The sequence below is a fragment of the Photobacterium sp. AWH4_225 genome (assembly GCF_056158405.1).
The window spans coordinates 828,097-847,818 of sequence record NZ_JBSWTF010000004.1; the positions used below are offsets into that span (position 1 = coordinate 828,097).

Annotated in this window: 9 protein-coding genes; 4 read left to right on the forward strand and 5 right to left on the reverse strand. The window is 46.9% G+C overall.

Translation table 11 applies throughout. The features are described 5' to 3' along the window. Nucleotides 1–246: 246 nt before the first annotated feature. Both ACXAD4_RS21020 and ACXAD4_RS21025 read right to left on the reverse strand, forming a co-directional pair. Nucleotides 247–2,931: a glycoside hydrolase family 38 N-terminal domain-containing protein gene (locus ACXAD4_RS21020; protein WP_475243897.1), complete on the reverse strand. Its 2,685-nt coding sequence runs from the start codon at nt 2,929–2,931 to the stop codon at nt 247–249. Nucleotides 2,932–2,955: 24 nt separating this feature from the next. Continuing rightward, complete coding sequence (locus ACXAD4_RS21025; protein ID WP_475243898.1) at nt 2,956–4,959, reverse strand: fructose-specific PTS transporter subunit EIIC; 2,004 nt, start codon at nt 4,957–4,959, stop codon at nt 2,956–2,958. Nucleotides 4,960–5,254: 295 nt separating this feature from the next. Between ACXAD4_RS21025 and ACXAD4_RS21030 the strand changes: the two genes are divergently transcribed. Next, nucleotides 5,255–6,133: a helix-turn-helix domain-containing protein gene (locus tag ACXAD4_RS21030; protein WP_475243899.1), complete on the forward strand. Its 879-nt coding sequence runs from the start codon at nt 5,255–5,257 to the stop codon at nt 6,131–6,133. Nucleotides 6,134–6,169: 36 nt separating this feature from the next. Here the strand turns inward: ACXAD4_RS21030 and ACXAD4_RS21035 are convergent, their stop codons facing one another. The 3 genes from ACXAD4_RS21035 to ACXAD4_RS21045 all read right to left on the reverse strand — a co-directional run bounded on the left by ACXAD4_RS21035 (nt 6,170) and on the right by ACXAD4_RS21045 (nt 13,702). After that, nucleotides 6,170–8,461, reverse strand: a complete 2,292-nt coding sequence (locus ACXAD4_RS21035; protein ID WP_475243900.1) for a GH92 family glycosyl hydrolase — start codon at nt 8,459–8,461, stop codon at nt 6,170–6,172. Nucleotides 8,462–8,829: 368 nt separating this feature from the next. Further along, entirely contained in the window at nt 8,830–11,133 is a 2,304-nt protein-coding gene (locus ACXAD4_RS21040; protein WP_475243901.1) for a GH92 family glycosyl hydrolase, read from the reverse strand. 268 nt (nt 11,134–11,401) lie between these two features. Beyond that, on the reverse strand, nt 11,402–13,702 hold the full coding sequence (locus tag ACXAD4_RS21045; RefSeq protein WP_475243903.1) for a GH92 family glycosyl hydrolase: 2,301 nt from the start codon (nt 13,700–13,702) through the stop codon (nt 11,402–11,404). Between the two features lie 400 nt (nt 13,703–14,102). Here ACXAD4_RS21045 and ACXAD4_RS21050 point away from each other — a divergent pair, with 400 nt between their 5' ends. The 3 genes from ACXAD4_RS21050 to ACXAD4_RS21060 all read left to right on the forward strand — a co-directional run bounded on the left by ACXAD4_RS21050 (nt 14,103) and on the right by ACXAD4_RS21060 (nt 19,369). Beyond that, on the forward strand, nt 14,103–16,403 hold the full coding sequence (locus ACXAD4_RS21050; protein WP_475243904.1) for a GH92 family glycosyl hydrolase: 2,301 nt from the start codon (nt 14,103–14,105) through the stop codon (nt 16,401–16,403). A 256-nt stretch (nt 16,404–16,659) separates the two neighbouring features. Then, a complete protein-coding gene (locus ACXAD4_RS21055) occupies nt 16,660–17,466 on the forward strand; it encodes a glycosyl hydrolase family 18 protein (protein ID WP_475245606.1) in 807 nt (268 codons plus the stop codon). A gap of 184 nt (nt 17,467–17,650) precedes the next feature. Then, complete coding sequence (locus ACXAD4_RS21060; RefSeq protein WP_475243905.1) at nt 17,651–19,369, forward strand: amidohydrolase; 1,719 nt, start codon at nt 17,651–17,653, stop codon at nt 19,367–19,369. Nucleotides 19,370–19,722 lie beyond the last annotated feature (353 nt).

Genomic DNA, 19,722 nt, shown 5'->3' on the forward strand with positions numbered 1-19,722 from the left:
GCTGGGATTTTTTATTATCCCCTCAAATGTTATTTATACCCAATGACTTCATATTAAAGTTTAAAAACACTTAACAAATAAAGTAATAATAAACATCAGAATTAGATATTCTTTTTTTAACTGAACACATCATCACAAAAATATGGGTTTAGAGATATAAAACAAAAAAGCCGGCATTGAATGCCGGCAAAAGGTGGTTAACAACGTGAAACTCTATTTTTTGTGTAGATGATGCCTAAATAACTTTCACTTATAACGAATAACGAAACTCCGTATTTGTTTAGGCTTAAACTCGCCGAGCTCAACCATACCGTGAATTTCACATTCAATAGATTTTTTTCTTTCCATCAAATCAACTTCAACAATATTCGAAAACGCTATGGGTAAAGTAAGCGTGCCCGATGCCTTAATACACTCAGAACTTGGATTATAAAGCCTTACCAACACACCGGTATTGTCTTCTGACGGTTTAACCGCACTACACACCAAACTATCGGAATGCAAATCAATGCCTTGTTGATAATCAGCGACCGTATTATACAGCGGGTGCATCACAAAATACTTAAGGGTGTTAGTGAACTGGTTGAGGGATTGATTCTGATACACCAATGGCTCAACCGCATAGTGTTGCCAAGCCTGTTGAAGATCAGCGGGATCAAAGTGCGGTTCAACCAGCATCGCACACTCAACCTTCAGCCTCCCTTGTAACTGGCTATCGGGTGTTGGGATATATTTGAATTGCTGCCCAGAGGCAATTCCCGGACGGCGTTGTAAGTCAGGTTTTCCTAGCCAGCCCACCGAGCGGAACATGGTTAATGCCAGCTGGTTATCCGCCCGAACCTCATACTCTTTCACCCCTTTCGCCATCAGCGTGATGCTGGTTGTTGCGTTATGCACGTTCGCGTAATGAAGCATCGGGTAAATTGAGCTCGGCTCTTCCTTCCAGCCAGCCTGGCGCCAATCATCAAGGTGTTTGTGTTGATTGACGCGCTCGACAATACCAAACGGGGTATCAGCCCACGATGTCTGGGTCTCAAATGGCATCGTTACCACCAGTTGCAACCGGTGATCTTCGACTTGATTATCAAACTCTGCATCAATCACAATTGGCGAACGATTCAACTCAGGCGAACCGCCATCACTCGCCGTATCCAACTGCAATTCAATACGGTAGCCCAATTGCCCAGAGCACTGCTTGTTCGCACGCTCTGCTAAGTTTTTCGGCAAGTGCCATATCCCTTCAACCACAAGGGATTGGCCACATTGCCCCTTGTTAACGCTAAGCGTCGCTTCATGCCAGTCCAGTGTTACCAGCCAATCCTGCTCGGGCGGGGAGTAATCATAGGTATCACCATCATCCCCCATATCCAAAAGCGTAAGGCAGTTGTTCCACCATTGCTGCTGTTGCTTGTCAAACAAGCGGAACTGGCCTTGGCGGTATTCTAGCCGGTAGCGTTCATTCTCTATGTGCGCTTCAGATACATCGGTTTCACGGGTTTGAATATTGGGTGACGAAGGCTGTTCAGTTTCAACAACTTGTAAACTAGTAAAGCCAGAAGCAGGCAAAGGATAAGCAAACGCGATCTCAGTCTGGTAGTAATACAGGCTAGGATCATTTTCCTTGCTGTCGCGCTGTATCGAACCGCGGTAAACATGTTCGGTATTGAGCACATCATACGCGATGTCATTACCTTGAAGATCGCACAAGGTAAAGTGTGGCTTCACGGTTGATATTGTCGTTTTGATCAACACCTCACGCGCATACGGTAAGGTATTGAATAGGGTTAAACGCCCATCGATACCTCCCTGCTCAGCTGTAGGTTGTGACTCTGCTAGTTTCCGTACCAAGTAATCCACCGCCGAGCCAGACATCTGATCTGCCTGCTCATAGCGGGCCAAGATAATTTTATTGGTTTTATCAGTATTACACCCACCCGCACTGTCGTGGGCATGGTTGCGCAAAATGGTTTTCCATATATTGGCCACCATTGCCGGTTTCGCCTCGATCCCCCACGACTGGGCCATAACCATTAATGGCTCCAGCTGATAGCTCAGACGGCGTTCAACCCGGTCATTGAGGTATTTATGATCATAACGTGACGAATAGATAGAACGGTGGATCTTCGAGACTTGGCCATCAATGAACTCACCGCTAAGCGTCGGCAGCGACAATTTCTCATCCGCAATGGCCTTGAACAAGCGATCGTAACTACTCTCAACCAAGGTATAGTCCGTACAATTTTGATTATTCACCGCTAACCGCGCTTTGATATTGCGGTCGACATAGCGCTGATCTCCCCCGAGCGGAATAGCAATATGATGCCCTAGGACACCGTCCTCCGCTTGATGGCAAAGTGGGGTTGGATCATCATTATCGATTAGGTATGAGCCAACGAAATAGCCGTTCTTGATGTTATAACCTAGTACCTCGCTACCGTCTTCAGATTGCCAGTTGAACTCGCGGCTGGTGCATATATCGGTTGATAGCCCACGCCAAAACACCGTTTTATCGATCCCAACCCCCTGATATATTTTAGGCATATCGATGCTTTGCCCAAACGCATCAGGGACATAACCAATATTCATCACCGAGCCGAACTGCTCGCCGAGACGGATCCCCGTCATTAAGTTTCGGACAATGGATTCACCCGAAATAATCAACTGATCAGTCTGGGTATACCAAGGGCCAATGAGCAGCTTTCCCTGCTGAACCAAGTTTATTAAGCGCGCTTTCTGCCCAGGACACTGTTCGAGATAGTCCTCGATAATACTGAGCTGGCCATCGAGCAGATAAGTGTCATTTTCTCCTGACTCCAGCGCTGACATCACTTCTTCCATATGGTAAACCAGTTGGATCAGTGACTCATGTGTCGAAAAATACCATTCGAAATCCCAATGCGTATGCGGGATAACATGAAATGTTTTCTGCATCTTTACTTCTCTCTTCATCCGCTATCAAGCAATCGCAGTGGCAATCGCCTCTTCGACCTCAAGGCTGTCAGCCTGACTTAACGTATCGCGGAATGGCTGATGCATCATTTTGCGCGACAACTTCGTCAGCATATGGACACTCTCTTCATTGCCACTGGCAGGAATACTCAGTGCCACAGCAGTTCTAACCGGTTGCTCATCCATGGTCTCCCATTCAATGGGATGGCTAAAACGAATGACGAAAAGTCCAGCGTGGGTAGCCGCGGTATTCTTACAGTGCGGGATCGCGATTCCCCCGGTGAATCCAGTGCTTGATGACTGTTCGCGGGCATTCAGACCTGATTCGTAAGCTTTAGCATCCGAAACGTATCCCAGCGCCATGGCTTGCTTGGCAATAAATGCAAACGCCTGCTCCTTGGTGGTGGACTCACTATCAAAAAGGACATGCTGAGAGTGAAAAACAGGCTTTGTTTCTGCACGAGCTGAATGGTTCGCCGCTTGTGTGGTTAGGCTGTCAGCCGATACTGGTTGCGTATCTGTCTTTGAGGATGGTAAAGGGGTTTCAACACCTATCGGTTTGCGCCACAGTCCAATGATCAGGGCGGTCAGGGTGATACCCGCAAATGTACACAGGATCCAAGTAACAAACGGAATAGGTTGCTCAATATAGCCAACAAAGGTGCCCAACGGCGAGCCAATTCCCCCGTAGAATTTAACATCGAAAAACCCGACTAAACCACCCGCCAAGGCAGAGCCCGCAACACTGGCAGTAATCATCTGGACAGGATGCGCCGCAGCAAACGGGATGGCACCTTCCGTCACCCCAACAATTCCCATACCAAACGCTGAGTTAGCCGCTATTTTTTCCGTCGAGCTAAACTTGTTCTTAAATAATTGGGAAGCAACGAAAATCCCCAATGGCGCGACTGAAATCGCCGCCTGTGCTGCCGTACCCGGTACAAAGTTGGCTCCTTCAATACCGTATTTAGCCACGGTATCGGTAAACACCGCCGTACCAAAAATCAACGCGGTTTTATTCACCGGGCCGCCAAAGTCAAAGCCGATCATTGCACCGATAATAGCGCCGATAATAAAGGTCGAGGCCGAGTAGTTAGTGGTTAGCCATGTAAGCCAATCGTACATCGCTCCCATGCCTGATGCGATCGGGCCACCAATCATGTACTTCACCACAATAGTGATAAAGAAAGTGGCTATCAGCGGCAGAATCATGATCGGCACCAGCGGTTGCAGCAGCTTCGGCCAGCGGATCATTTTCAGGTAACGTACGAAATACCCAACGATGAATGCCACAAGGATGGCCGAAAGGAAACCACCACCGGTTTCGGTTCCCAGGAAACCGGCATCATTGGCGATATAGGCGCCGATCATCGCCGGAGCAATCGCAGGGCGGGAGGCAATAGAATTAGCAACAAACCCTGCAAACAGCGGGATCATCAGGGTAAAGCCGACTTTACCCACCAAGAACAGGTGGTACATCAAGTCACCCAACGGATCGGACTGATCAAACCCCCAGGCGACCATACGGCCAAGTTCATCTTTTTGGAAAGCAAAAATATTGGCAATTGCCAACAATAGACCCGCAGAGATAACCATAGGCACCATGTACGATATCCCGCTCATGATATGCTGGATAAAACCATTTTCATTGGTTTTACCCAAGGTTATGTTACCGACCTCAGTCCCTTTGGCACCGAAAACTACCGCTTCCTTTAACGCGACATCCACCAAGGCTTTCGCATCTTTAATCGCCACCTTCGGACGGGTTTTGTAAATCCGCTTGCCGGCAAAGCGGGCAAGTTCAATCTCAACGTCTGAAGCAATAATCACTACATCTGCAGCGGCAATATCTTGCTCAGATAATATGTTCTCAGCGCCAATCGAGCCCTGTGTTTCGACTTTCACCTTAAGGCCATGTTCTTGCTCTAAGGCTTCAAGCGCTCTTGCTGCCATATAGGTATGTGCAATACCTGCAGCACAAGCAGTAATTGCAACTATGGTGTGACTCATTAAGTGGCACTCCTGTCAATTTTTAGTCCGTCCAACTGCTGTCTATTGTGTTAATTTTTTCAGATTGCTTTTGAGATCAACCACACAAAACAACAAAAACTGAAAATATTTTCACTAAAATTAGATCTGATAAACAGATAGCCCGTCGGTAAACAGGTAGTTTATTAATAAGGCAGTGCACCCAGAGCCTAAAAAATAACGTCGCTAGGTTTTGTAGCTGATGAAAATATTTTTACTCGACTCCGGTAGCACTTTCATTTCCCATCGCAGCAGAAAAGAATAGCGGATACGTCTCATGAGCCAGGCAGAACAGCACCCTGATAGTAAAGATCCAATCATTCATCAGCTCACCAAGTTGGTCGATAACACCTTGGCTATCAGAAAGGTCTATGTGGCAGCGGAAAACCTTTCCGCTCCAGCACTTGCTTGGCAAATAGATATTCCACGTATCGATATTGTGCTTTCAGGTACTATTGTGACTCACTACTCCGTTGACAGCAGCCACCATATACAACAGAACCTAGAAGCTGGTGATGTGGTGTACTTTCCCGCCAAAGCCTGGAGCCAGCCCATGTGGCAAGAAGAGGTCACCATCCTCAGCCTAATGATCAGCTCGCATAAAGTGGGATTCAGCCTGCAGAGATGGAATGGCGAGGGCTTTACCGAGGTAGCCAAACGCCCAACGATCCGGCATCAGCTAAAAATCGGTAACGGCTTGCTGCAAGCCCTTGAAGAGTTAGGGTATGACAGAGCCGATCACCACACAATCAGCTTGGTCATTCGCTCTCTCCTTAGCCATATCATGGTAATGAGCAAGGTGCCTGATTGCCTACCATCAAGGCAAGAAGAGCTGTTTCAGAAAATTACCGGCTATATCGACCAGCATTTTGACCAGCAGTTGAATCGCGAGATGATTGCCGAACATTTCTACATTTCCGTCAATTACCTTTCCCATATCTTCCAGCAACAGGGTAAAACCAGCTTCAAGGACTACCTTTGTCACCGCCGACTCGACAAGGCCCAAACACTACTGGCCAAGGATCAATGCCGGATAAAGCAGATATCTGAGCAATGCGGATTTACCGACAGCAACTACTTTTGCCGCCTGTTCAAGCAAAAACTGGGGATGACACCTTCACAATTTCGAGCTGGGTTAGCAACAGGCTCAGCCTAAGCTGAGCCTGTCATATCCACTGAAAATATTAACGATTTAGTTAAATGGTCCTTCCGCTGTCCAAGACGGCGGGAAGGCGTCAGGGGTCGAAGCCCAATTATAATTGGGTTCATTGCCCATCTCGAATACCAGTTCACCCCCTTGGGTGATTTCGCCATGGCTGATCCATGAACGATCCAAGCTGCTGCCGTTTAGCGTGGCGGATTGAATGTAGATATTCTGATCCGATACCTGTTCGGCTTTCACCGTGAAGGTCTTTCCATTAGGTAAATTCAGTGACACTTCTGGGAAGAGCGGGCTGCCTATCACATAGCGCTGATCGGCAGGGTTGACCGGGTAGAACCCCATTGCGGTAAACACATACCAGCTCGACATCTGCCCGTAATCATCATTACCGCAGATCCCTTCTGGCTTATCGGTATAGCACACATCCACCACTTCCTTGAGCCACTTTTGGGTTTTCCAAGGCTGGCCTACATAGTTGAACAGATATGGCGCATGGTGATCAGGTTCATTACCTTGCACATATTGCCCCACCATCCCGGTGCTGAAGATCGGTAGCTCCTGATCTGGGTCGGGTGTTGTCTCAAACAAATCATCCAATCGCTGGATAAAGGCTTCTTGGCCCATCTGCTCGACTAGTCCTGCAATATCATGCTGAACATGCCAGAAATACTGCCAGGCATTACTTTCTGCAAAGCCTGCTTCATAGCGCTCAGGATCAAAATCAGAAATGAAGTCGCCGTTCTCCAGCCTCGGAACAAACCAATCACGGCTGGTATCGTATTGGTTCTTCCAGTTTTTAGCCTGCTTAATAAAGTGCTGGAAATCAGACTCCTTACCCAGTGACTGCGCCATTTGCGCGATAGCCCAATCATCATAGGAATATTCCAACGCACGTGACGCCGCCCAGCCATCACCGCCTTCTTCTTCACTATATGGCACATAGCCCTTTTCACGATAGGCAACGATTTCAGAACGATCTGATGCCGCGGATGCCTTCATTGCTTCCAGCGCCAACTTAGGATCAAAGCCTTCGATCCCTTTTAGCCACGCATCGGCAATCACGGGCACTGCATGGTAGCCCAGCATCATGTTGGTCTCGTTGCCTTTCATTGACCACACCGGTAACAAACCGGTTTCCTCATAGTGAGCCAGCATGGAATTGACCATATCACTTACCCGATCAGGCTCAACCAGCGTCTGGAATGGGTGGGTTGCTCGGTAGGTATCCCACAGAGAAAAGGTATCGTAGCGGTCAAAACCATAAGCACGCTGGATTTGGTGATCGGCACCTTTATAACGCCCGTCAACATCGGAGTGCAGCGTTGGGCCTAGGTAAGAATGGTAAATCGCGGTGTAGAAGATCCGCTTTTTGGTTTCATCGTCACTGGTCACCTCGACCTTTTCCAGCTCACGCTGCCATGCATCATGTGCGGCTTGGCGGGTGCCATCAAAATCCCAGTCTTTAAGCTCTGCATCGAGGTTTTTATATGCACCGGCAACATCCACTGAAGACAGGGCCACTTTCACTAAGACTTCCGTTTGATCGGCGCTGGTATCAAAGCTGAAGTACCCGCGGGTTTTGGTGCTTTGAACTTCATTACCGCCAACAACCTGGCCTGTTTCATCATCTCTAAGCTCAAAGCCGGTCATGGGTTTCGAAAATTTAATCACGAAGTGCTCGCGCTGATCGGCCGCCCACCCTGTCGAATAGCGATAACCTTCAAGCGTTGTCTCATCAACCACCTTGATCACGGTATCTGTCGGTGCGTCCCAATTTAGGGCATACCCTAAGTTCACGACAACCTTGGAGTCAGCATCTTTAGGGAAGGTATAGCGATGAAAGCCAACCCGGTTGGTAGTTGTCAGCTCAGCTTCAATCCCGTAATCATCCAGCCTCACTTTATAGAAGCCGGCCTCTGCCGTTTCGTTATCATGGCTAAAGTGCGATGCTTCACTGCTGCCGCGCATTTCATCCGAGCGGCTGTTAAATGGCATCAACAGAATATCGTTGAGATCGCCCGCTCCCGTACCGGACAACTGGGTATGACTAAAGCCCACCAGCCGATCATCATGGTAATGGTAGCCGCTAATGTAGTCCCAACCACCGGTCCCATTATTCGGACTAAGCTGCACCATGCCGTGCGGTACTGTCGCGCCGGGATAGGTATTGGCCAAGCCACCGGTACCTATCATGGGATCAACATACTTTACTAAGTCAGCTTTCGGGAGTTCTTTTCCATCATCAGTATTGCTATCTGAGTTGCACCCCACCAAGCCAATAGAAACCCCAATCGCCAAGGCAAGTAATGAGCGTTTAAACATATATCCTCCAATCAATTGATATCATTAAAATTGCACGCCGTGAGTATTGGCTCATGCGTCCGGCTTCTGGTTGGTCATAACAAAGTGCAGTTCGCCACCGGCGTTAAAGTCGGTATACGGCACGAAGGCGAAATCATAACGGCAGTACCGTTCAGAACGTTGAAACATGTTACCTCCATGAACATTTTCTTCAGATACAGCAAGCCCTTACCGCTATTCCGACACATCGGGACCTGGCAATACCTGTAGATGTAATAACTAATTGATGAACTGCACTCGGTGGTGCAGAAAATGGGGCGTACAAGCAGGCAAGAGAACTTCCCTTACCTGCTTAGTGCCTCTGCTTGAACTTTGTGTTAGATGTTTCGTTAGTTAACGGGTTTCTGGTTGGTCATAACAAAACGCAACTCGCCACCTGGGTAAATTTCGCTGTGAGCGAATGTATTGTATTGATCCAGCGGTTTGCCGTTAATGGTCACCTCTTTCACATAAAGGTTATCCGGGCTGTTATTCTCGGCTATCACTTTAAACTCACCTTCAGCCAGGTGTACCGTCACTTCATCAAACACAGGGCGGCCAATGGTGTAGGTAGGATCCCCTGGGGTGATTTGATAAAAGCCCATTGTGCTCATGATGTACCACGCCGACATCTGACCGACATCTTCATTACCAATCAAGCCGTCAGGGCCATTGTGGTAAAAGTCTTTGTATACCTGATCCAAGTACTCCTGTGCTTTCCAAGGCTGATTGGTGCGGTTGTACAAATAAATGACATGGTGCGAAGGTTCATTGCCGTGGACATACTGGCCAATGTAGCCGGTCATATCTTGCAAGTCGCCTTCATTGGGTTCAGCGTTGAACAGCTCGTCAAGCTTCTTATTCAAGCCATCTGTGCCGCCCATTAACTCTGTGAGCCGCTCCAAGTCTTGCATCAATGTCCATTGCCACTGCCAGGCGTTACCTTCAGTAAACCAGTAATGGTCAACTTTATAAGGGTCAAACTCTGCCAGCTTGGTCCCGGTATCGTCCACCGGGACAAAGAACTTCTCTACCGGATCCCAATGGTTTTGCGACCACGTACTGCGATCCATATATTTGTCGTAGTTCTGGGTATCACCTGCAGCCTTCGCTATTTGGGCAATGGTCCAGTCGTAGTAAGACATCTCAAGTGCATAGGAGACCGAGTTCCAGTTTGGCACATGGATGAACTGGTATTGCTCGTAGTAGCTGTACTGGCCTGGCATCACCGAAGCCAAAATCTCATCGGGAATTTGTGGGAAATCTTCTGGGTGGTATGTTGAGCTTTCCGTTGCCGCCAGCAAGGCATCATTCGGATCCACCTCCATCCCCTTGACGATCGCATCGGCAATGATTGCCACCGCCGGGTAACCAATCATAGTACCGGTATAGCTTGAATGGGCTTCCCATTTAGGCAAGATCCCGGCATTTTGTTGTTTGCGGATCAAGTCGTTAGCAAAGTCTTCAGCGCGCTTCGGATAGATAATAGTTTGTAGCGGATGCACCGCCCGGAAGGTGTCCCACATCGAGTAGATCGAATAATTGGTCAGGCCATCTTCCTCACGGATATAGCCCAACAGATCTCGGTATCGACCATCAACATCTTCAAACACTATAGGCGCGATTTGGCTGTGGTAGAAACCGGTATAGAAGTTGGTTTTCTCAACCTCGGTGCCACCTTTTAGCGAGATGACTGAAAGCTCTTTCGCCCACGCATATTCAGCCTCTTCTTTGACCTTGGCAAAATCGAAATCAGGGACTTCCTCTTCCAGGTTTAGCTCAGCACCTTTCCAATCAACCGGTGAAAGGCCCACGCGAACTTCTATCGGATCATCGTTCTCTGAACCAAAATCGAGATAAGCCGCTATTTCAGTGTCCGAGCGAACCGCACCGTGTGGTAATGATCGCTCCGCGCCATCTTGGTTCAACATAAATGCATTGGCGATCGGTGCTGAAAACTTGGCATAAAAGAAAATATTATGATCTTTCACCCAAGAGCCACTGACTCGGCGTCCGCGAATAGTGTAATCATCCACCACTTCAATTTTATTTAAGACACTTTCACCACCATTAGCTTGAAGCGTATGGCCAATGTCTAATTTAATTTTTCGATCACTGCCTTTCGGGAAAGTATATTTATGGTAGCCCACCCGGGTTGAAGCGGTTAATTCAGCCTGAATATTGGATTCATTTAACGTTACTTTATAATAACCAGCAGAGGCAGCTTCCGAAACTTTATCGAAGGTATTTTCTTCGGCATTACTTTCATCGGTAAATGGCAATATTAGAATGTCGCCCAAGTCAGTCACACCAGTTCCACTGAGGTGAGTATGGCTAAAGCCATAGACCGGAATATCTTTGTCAATGATCTCGCCTTTTTCATAATCACTGGCATCATGATAACCACTGGCAGAATGCCAACCATCCAGCGTGGTATCAGGGCTCAACTGCACCATCCCTTGAGGAACGGTTGCGCCTGGGAAGGTATGGCCAGATCCTGCGGTACCGATAAATGGGTCAATATAATTCAGTATCTCCATATCAACGACAATTTCATTATCTTTATCGTCGCTGTTATTTCCACTGTCGGAGTTACATCCACCTAAACCTAGCGCTAAAGCAATTGCCAATGGTATATATTTCTTTTGGAACATAATGCCACCTTATTTAACGGATGTTGTGATTCCAAGAGAAACAAAGCTCCTAAGAACAACGACCCCGTCTGTTTTATTTTACGTTATATTCAATAAACGATATTGGATTATCTGGCACATATTATTAATTAACGGCATTAATTGAGATATAGGACAATTTACGCATTCACTATAAAATTGTAACCACCCCAGAAAGCTGTGAGTAATATCCCATTGCCTTATAAACAACCACAAAAAACACCTCCATAACGGAGGTGTTTTTTAAGTGCTATTCAGGCTTTTTATCTGTCATCACAAAGCGCAACTCGCCACCAGCGACAATATCACTGTGATTAAACACCCACCCTTCACCAAGTGCATTACCGTTAATAGTCACGCTCTTCACATATTTGTTGGCTGGGCTGTTGTTCTCAGCCACCACGGTAAAGGTGCCGTTGGGTAGATTGAGTTCGACCTTGTCAAACAACGGACGACCAATGGTATATTCTGGGATCCCAGGGGTAACTTGGTAGAAGCCCATCGCACTCAAGATGTACCATGCCGACATTTGGCCGACATCTTCATTACCAATCAAGCCATCTGGGGTCGGCTTGTAGAACTCTCGCATTACCCTATCTAAGTACTCTTGGGTTTGCCACGGCTCATCAGTACGGTTCCACAGGTAGATAATATGGTGTGACGGTTCGTTGCCATGCAAATACTGCCCAATGAACCCCGTCATATCCGGTAGATCTTCACCACTGGTAGATTCGTCGGCTTTAAACAGGGCATCAAGATCCTGCTTGAACCCATCCTTGCCGCCCAACAGCTCTTCTAGCTTATTGAAATCATGAAATGTTTGCCATTTCCACTGCCAGGCATTTCCTTCTGTAAAGGCAAACTCATCGACATGGTAAGGATCAAACTCCTCTTCTCCTTCCGGTAAGTTAAATGAGCCATCAGAGTTAAGAGCGCGGAAAAATCGAGTCTCAGCGTCCCAATATTTCAGGTAATGCTCTGAGCGCTCAAGGTAGGTTTGTTGAGTCGCACTGTCACCTGCCAAGCGTGCAATCTCTGATACCGCCCAATCGTAGTAGGAATATTCGATACCGTATGAAGCCGAGTTCCAATAGCCATACGGCACAAAGCCATCTTCAATATTGGCTTTCATCTGCAGATCTTGCACATAAGCCAAGGTATTTGGGTCCCAATCAGGGAACCGTGACAAGTCGTAAATGGTGGTTTCTTTCACCGCGTGCAAAGCATCGTTAATGTCGATATCGAAACCTTTAGTCAGCGCATCCGCAATGATGGAGACCGATGGGTAACCAATCATGGTGCCGGTGTAGTGGCCATGCAACTCCCACTTCGGTAACAAACCGCCATCTTTCTGCTTACGGATCAAGTCGTTGACGTACTGCTTTGCTTTATCGGGATGAATGATGGTTTGTAACGGGTGGAATGCCCGAAACGTATCCCACATCGAGTAAACGGTATAATTGGGCGTATCATCTGCCTGTTTAATGGTTTTAGCCGGATCCATTGCCCGGTATTGGCCATCGACATCCTGGAAAATCATCGGGGCAATTTGAGTGTGATACATCGCGGTATAAAAGTTGGTTTTTTCGGTTTCTGTTCCCCCTGACACCTCAACGGTACTCAACTCATCAGCCCACGCTTTTTCAGCCGCACCATGGACCTCTTCAAATCCCCAACTTGGTACTTCTGATTCTAAGTTCCGCTGCGCACCTTCAATACTGGTCGGTGAAATGGCTAGTTTGATTTCTAACGGCTGATTGCTAGGTTCAAACTCGAAATATGAAACAACTTCTTCGGCTTCGATGTTGACGTTATTCGGCACCTCATCAACCTCAACTCCATCTGCCACGACTCTTTTAGCAATAATAGGCGATGAAAATTTGGCATAGAAATAGACACTCTGGTTTTTCGACCAAGAGTCACTTTTACGGTGCCCCCTTACTGTATAGGCATCTACAATTTCTAGTTCATTTAATAAGGATTTATTGCCCCAGCTTTTGTTTAAGGTATGTGCCAGATCTAATTTAATAGAAGGCTTTTCACCATATTCAAAATAGTACTTGTGATAACCCACACGTGGCGACACTGTCAGTTCCGCTTTTATATCACCACGATTTAACGTTACGGAATAATAACCCGGGGATGCTATCTCGTTACTCTTATCAAAAGTGTTGTAACGGTTATTTTCATCATCGGTATAGGGCAAAATAAGAATATCACCCAGATCCGTGATCCCTGTACCACTTAAATGAGTGTGGCTAAAACCATAAACGGGAATATCTTCTACCGTACCATCATCGAAATAACCCGCTGCCGATCCCCACCCTTCCATTGTTGTATCAGGGCTCAACTGCACCATGCCTGATGGGAAGGCCGCTCCGGGGAATGTGTGGCCATCAGGCCCGGTGCCAACAAAAGGGTTCACGTAATCTAGCACTTTGTAATAGTCTGGCCGTTCATCAACTTTACCACTACTGTCACCATCAGAGTTGCAACCGGTCAATCCGATAACACCGGCAACCGACAGTGCCAATATTGCACGTGTATACATAGAAACTCCTAGTCATTTAGTTACCCAATATTCTCGATATGAATAAGTTCGTACTGGGCTTGAATTATCACTAGAAATCTTAACGATGGAGAATATCTAAATTAATATGAATTTTAATTCATTTACTGGACTTTATTACCCTAAAGAATCTTTTGTGTAGGGGATCTCAATTAGCTTCCGCATTAGCAATTGTTTATTCATTGGAATAAGAATCACATTGTCACCCTTTGGGCACAAATATCCTATAAAGGGCACAAATATCCACTATTAACCTTTTCTATTCGTCCGATAATAACTATCAAAATTCGTTACTCAGATAAAAAACATAAATAAAAGCACTACGTTTCATTTTTATCATTTCCTTTTTACATCACTTTATTTTCATATCCAGAGGTCTGTTATGTTTAATAAACACATACTGGCAATCGCTCTTACAGCAGCATTGGCCCCCCTCGTAGGTTGTAATTCTGACAGTAGCCAATCCGACGATGGAGGCAAAACCCAGCCTACCGACATCTTAGAGTATGTTAACCCTTTTATCGGTACCGGTTTTAATGGCCACACCTTCCCTGGTGCCGTCGTACCCGAAGGGTTTGTCCAGCTAAGCCCCGATACCCACCTAACAGGTTGGCACTCGTCCAGCGGCTACCATTACGATGACACCACGCTCTACGGTTTTAGTCACACCCATTTAAGCGGAACAGGTATCGGTGATCTCGGTGATATTTTATTCATGCCTTACAGCAAGGATGATCAACACCAGCAGTCAGCATTCAAAAAATCGAACGAGCATGCCACTGCAGGATATTACCAAGTGACACTCGATAACTCGGGCGTCATGGCTGAGCTAACCGCCACCCCAAGGGTCGGCCTGCACCGTTATCACTACCCATCTGATCAACCGCAGAAGCTCAAGATCGACCTCGGCCATACCTTAAATGAAGACTGGGGCGGTGTTAGCCTAGAAAATGAAATCACCTTCATTGATGAAAAGACGGTCATTGGTAAAAGGATCAGTGGCGGCTGGGCTGCCGATCAACATGTGTATTTTGTTGCGACCTTTTCTTCCGCAATCAAACAGTACCAGATCACCGATGAAGGTCATGATGTAAGCGGCAATACTGCCAATGGGAAAAACGTCGTGGCTTTCATCGAATTCGAGCCATCAGAGCAGCCGCTAGAGATAAAAGTTGCGCTTTCCCCAGTCAGCACAGCCGGCGCTGAAGCCAACCTCGCCGTCGAAGCGGATGACTTGAGTTTTGACCTTGCCCACCAGCAAGCGGAGAAACGCTGGCAAGAAAGCCTAGAGCCATTCCACATTCGAGGTGGCAGTGAGGATCAAAAAACCATCTTCTATACCGCCCTCTACCACACCAAGCTCGCGCCAATGCTCCACCAAGACGTCGACGGTCAGTACCGGGGGATGGACAAGGCGATTCATACCAACCCTGAAGGGCAAACCAACTATACGGTGTATTCGATGTGGGATACCTTCCGCGCGTTACATCCCTTGAAAACTATTACCGAACACAACCGCGCTGTAGAGTACGCACTTAACCTCATTGAAAAACAAAAAGAAGGCGGTCTGCTGCCAAAATGGGAATTACATAGTAACTACACGGGTACCATGGTCGGTTACCCCGCTGTCGCCATTATTGCTGACGCAATGATCAAGTACCCCAACGCCTTCACTCAACAGCAAAAACTAGAAGCACTTGAAGCTGGTATTGCCAGCTCTACCTGGCACCCGGAAGATTTCCAGCACTGGGATCAAGACTTGCTCAATAAAGTCATGACCCCGCATATTAAGTACATTGAAGAAATAGGTTATGCGCCTGCGGATGAGACCAAGGAATCGGTCTCTTACGGTTTAGAAAATGCCTACTACGACTGGTGTATCGCCCAAATAGCCAAACTTGCAGGTAGCGATCCTGCCTACAACATGTACATGGAGCGGGCGAAAGGCTATCAGCGATATTTCGATTTCAACCCTGCGGAATATACAGAGCATAGCGTCACAGGCTTCATGCGCCCGGTGATGTTGGATGGCAGCTGGCGAACGCCTTTTGATCCTTACAATGCCGAGCATGAAACCGGTGACTACACCGAAGGCAATGGCTGGCAATGGACCTGGTTCGCCCCGCATGACATAAATGGATTGAAGTCGGTTATGGGTGGTGAAGCGGCCTTTAGAGAAAATCTTGATGCCTTATTCAATGCCGAAGAGCAAGAAGGCACCAGCGATATGACAGGGCTGATAGGCCAATATGTGCATGGTAATGAACCAGACCAGCATGTGCCTTATTTGTATAACTTCACCACGACACCTTGGAAGACTCAAGAATATGTCGATCAAATACTTAAGGAATTCTACCTTGCTACCCCTGAAGGAATTGTCGGTAACGAAGATGTGGGAGCGATGTCAGCGTGGTATGTCATGAGTGCATTGGGCATTTATCAAGTCACGCCAGGCAGCACAACCTACACCATAGGTCGCCCACTGTTTGATGAAGCGACAATACCCGTAGCCGGTGGCGAATTCACCGTTACCGCAGAAAACAATGGCCCAGACAATCTCTATATTGACTCTGTCACCATTAACGGCAAACCACTGACGAAAGATTTATTCTTCGATCACAGTGAATTCAAGCCAGGCGGCAACCTGCACTTTGTCATGACATCAACACCACCACAGCCGTAAGTGTAACGATACCGCTTATCTCCACAAACGCACACCTCAGCCGCTTGCTGCGGTGTGCTCCGATGTTCTGAACTTTTTCTCATCTTTCTAAGGAAGGAATTCATGCCCAAATTAACCGCATTACCCACCACTAACGTTCTGAAAACCGTATTTCTCGCCGCCTCATTAGGCATCGCCAGTTGCTTGCAATAGCAGCAGTGATAGTACTGATTCTAAAACCACTACAAATACTGAACTAATCGGCCATTTTTTTGGCATTTTCGACGACAATTGGGATAAACGACTACGGGAAGAGACTCCGTTTGATCTGATGGACTTCGTCTATATCGCGTTTGCCCATCCCTATGATGAAGATGGTGATGGAATTTATGAACTTGGCTATGAGAACGCCCACCAGGAAGCCCCCTATACCGATCAAGAACGCATCGATCAAATTGTTACTCTGGCACGCGCTAAAAACCCTGAGATCAAACTACTGATCTCCGAAGGCTGGAGCATGCAAGACTACTGGAAAAGTGCTCAAGACCCTGATGTCTTTGCAGAAAGTGTTATTACGATGATCCGTGCCCATAAACTCGACGGCTTTGATATGGATTACGAAATAGGAACCGATCCAATCAACCTCAGCCAGTTTACCGATCTGGTTTTGGCCTTGAGAAAACGCATCGATCTCGCCAGCATAGAAGATGGCCGAGGCAATAATCCTTACCTGCTTACCATCACGCCAGACCATACCTCTCTCGACGTTTGGGATGGTGAGTTGGTTAACCAGCACTTCGACTATGTCAATTTGCAAACCTACTGGGGTAACCGCTTTGATTTCATCGACCAATTTGAAGAAACCGGCGTTGATGTATCGAAAATGCTGATCGGCCTTGCCAGCGAAAGCTATGATCGACCAGCAGACGCACCAGCAGCCTTTGTGGATATTGCCAAACAACGCGGTGCTCGGGGCATTTTTGCTTGGCGATTGGATACCGACAGCTTGGATCAGCAAGGCACACCGCACTACAGCATAGCGAAAGAAATGTGGCAATTAATGGGCCGCGACAATACCCAATAGCCTCGATAAACGCTGTCATCAACCCACAGCATGCGCCAAATAGCCTTTCCGTCAGCGTTATTTGGCCTTGCAATACCGACGAGATAATTTCCAGTTTTGGGCTAAAATTCATGCAAAATCATTAAAGTAAAATATCGCTTTCTGATATCTTGCTACCAACAACACAACTATATAGCGTGGCTCAATGAATCTTCACCCGTACCTTCCGTTGTTTATCTCCGCTTTGATGTCCGCCAGTTGTCTCTCAGCCCCAACAGCGGAAAAGCTCCTGATCAATAGCACCATCTATGGCTTGCCACAAGCAGATACCATTGCGATAGCTAACGGCAAAATCCTTTCTGTGGGATCCGCTCAAGATATGGACAAGATTACCGGTGATAGTACCGAAATCATCGATCTAGACGGTGCCTTCGTACTGCCCGGTTTTATCGATAATCACAACCATGTGTTCGAAGCGGCATCACCGGTTGGAGGAGACTGTCTACTCGACGCTGATACATCCTTGAAATCACTCATCCCTGCTCTACAAGACTGCCATGATAATACCAGCCGCGATCGGTGGATCATTGGTTATGGTTTTTCGCTAGACGCAATATTGGATGAGCACAACGCCTCAACACCGCTCACCGTGCTTGATGCCATTTTCCCTAACCAACCCGTAATTTTCATGGAGCAAACTTCTCACTCTATGTGGGTCAACTCACAGGCTCTCGAGCGAGCAGGCCTCGATGAGCATTCCCCTGACCCACAAGGTGGAAGGATACTCAAAACAGAATCAGATGAATTGACAGGCATCCTGCTCGATAATGCTGGCGACATAGTAATGGAGATCGCATGGAACGAAAGGGCAAGCTACCTTAGCCAGCACGACAGAAAGTCCACAGGCAGAGCCATAAGCAACAACCCCAGCTATGATGGCTTGCTCGCGGGCCTAGAGGAAGCCGCTGCCCATGGTATTACGACTATCGGTGACGGTAGAATGTATTGGAAAAGGGGCTGGTTTGATGTCTGGCTGCAAGCGCAATCAGACAATATGCTCACAGCCCGCGTCTCTGTGAGGCCTTGGATATATCCAGATGATGAGATGTCTCCTCAGTTAAAATACCTAGCAACCATTTACGCAAGTTCAGAAAGCAACCCCTCTAGCCTGCTCATCGTCGACCAAGTAAAGATGTACAGTGACGGTATTTTCATTAACGGTACCGCCAAAACACTGGCACCTTACCTATTCACTTATCTTCCAGATGATGCTAAAGGAATCAACTATATCCCGCCCAAACAGATGTCCGTATGGCTCAAGGCGCTTGCCGAAATAGGTTACGGCGCTCATATCCATACCATAGGAGACGGTGCAATCCATGAGTCTCTCAATGCTATCGAGTCGATGCGCAAAGAGAGCATGAGCAAGCCCTATACCCTTACTCATGTTGAATTAATTTCTCCGCAAGACGTTCCCCGCTTTGAAGCACTGGATGTCACCGCCGACTTTCAGGTGGGATCAGACTATGTTGCCTACCATCAGCACCACTGGGCAGAAGCATTTCTAGGGGCTAAACGCACAAGAGCTTTGATGAAGTTGGACACAGTCTACGAAACAGGAGCAAATGTCACACTCAGCAGTGATTGGAATGTACACAGTATTAACCCCTTAGAAGGCATCGCCAATAGCCTCATCATGGGAAAGACAGGGTTACCATCAATTAAAGCCGCCATCGATGCATATACCATTAATGCTGCTCATAGTCTTGGAATTGAAAAGATCACAGGAAGTATAGAGGTCGGAAAATCAGCTGATTTTGCAATTTTAGATAAAGATATTACTCAAATACCCGAAAATAGAATCGCATCCTCAAACGTAATATTAACCATTTTACAAGGTGAAATAGTTTTCGAAAAACAATAGCAAAATGTCTTATACACCTGAAGATTATCAACAAGAGGGCTTAATATGATTATAGCTTGTACAAAAACCATTCAATCCACAGCAATAAATCGCCATCACGTTAAAAATAATGAAATTATGCATGTACATTAAACCATACATGCATATTTATTACCCTTCGTAAGAATCCCTTTTCTGCCCATACCTCCTTGCACAGAAGAAATACTCATCGGTCTAAAAATCCATACGTCATATAAACGCAACAAAACTCATATTTATTTTTGGGACAAACATCACAGAAACACCACTAACAGTCAGCCAATATCGTGACACTAGTTCCATAAACCATTAGATCGACAATAAGAATGTCAGAC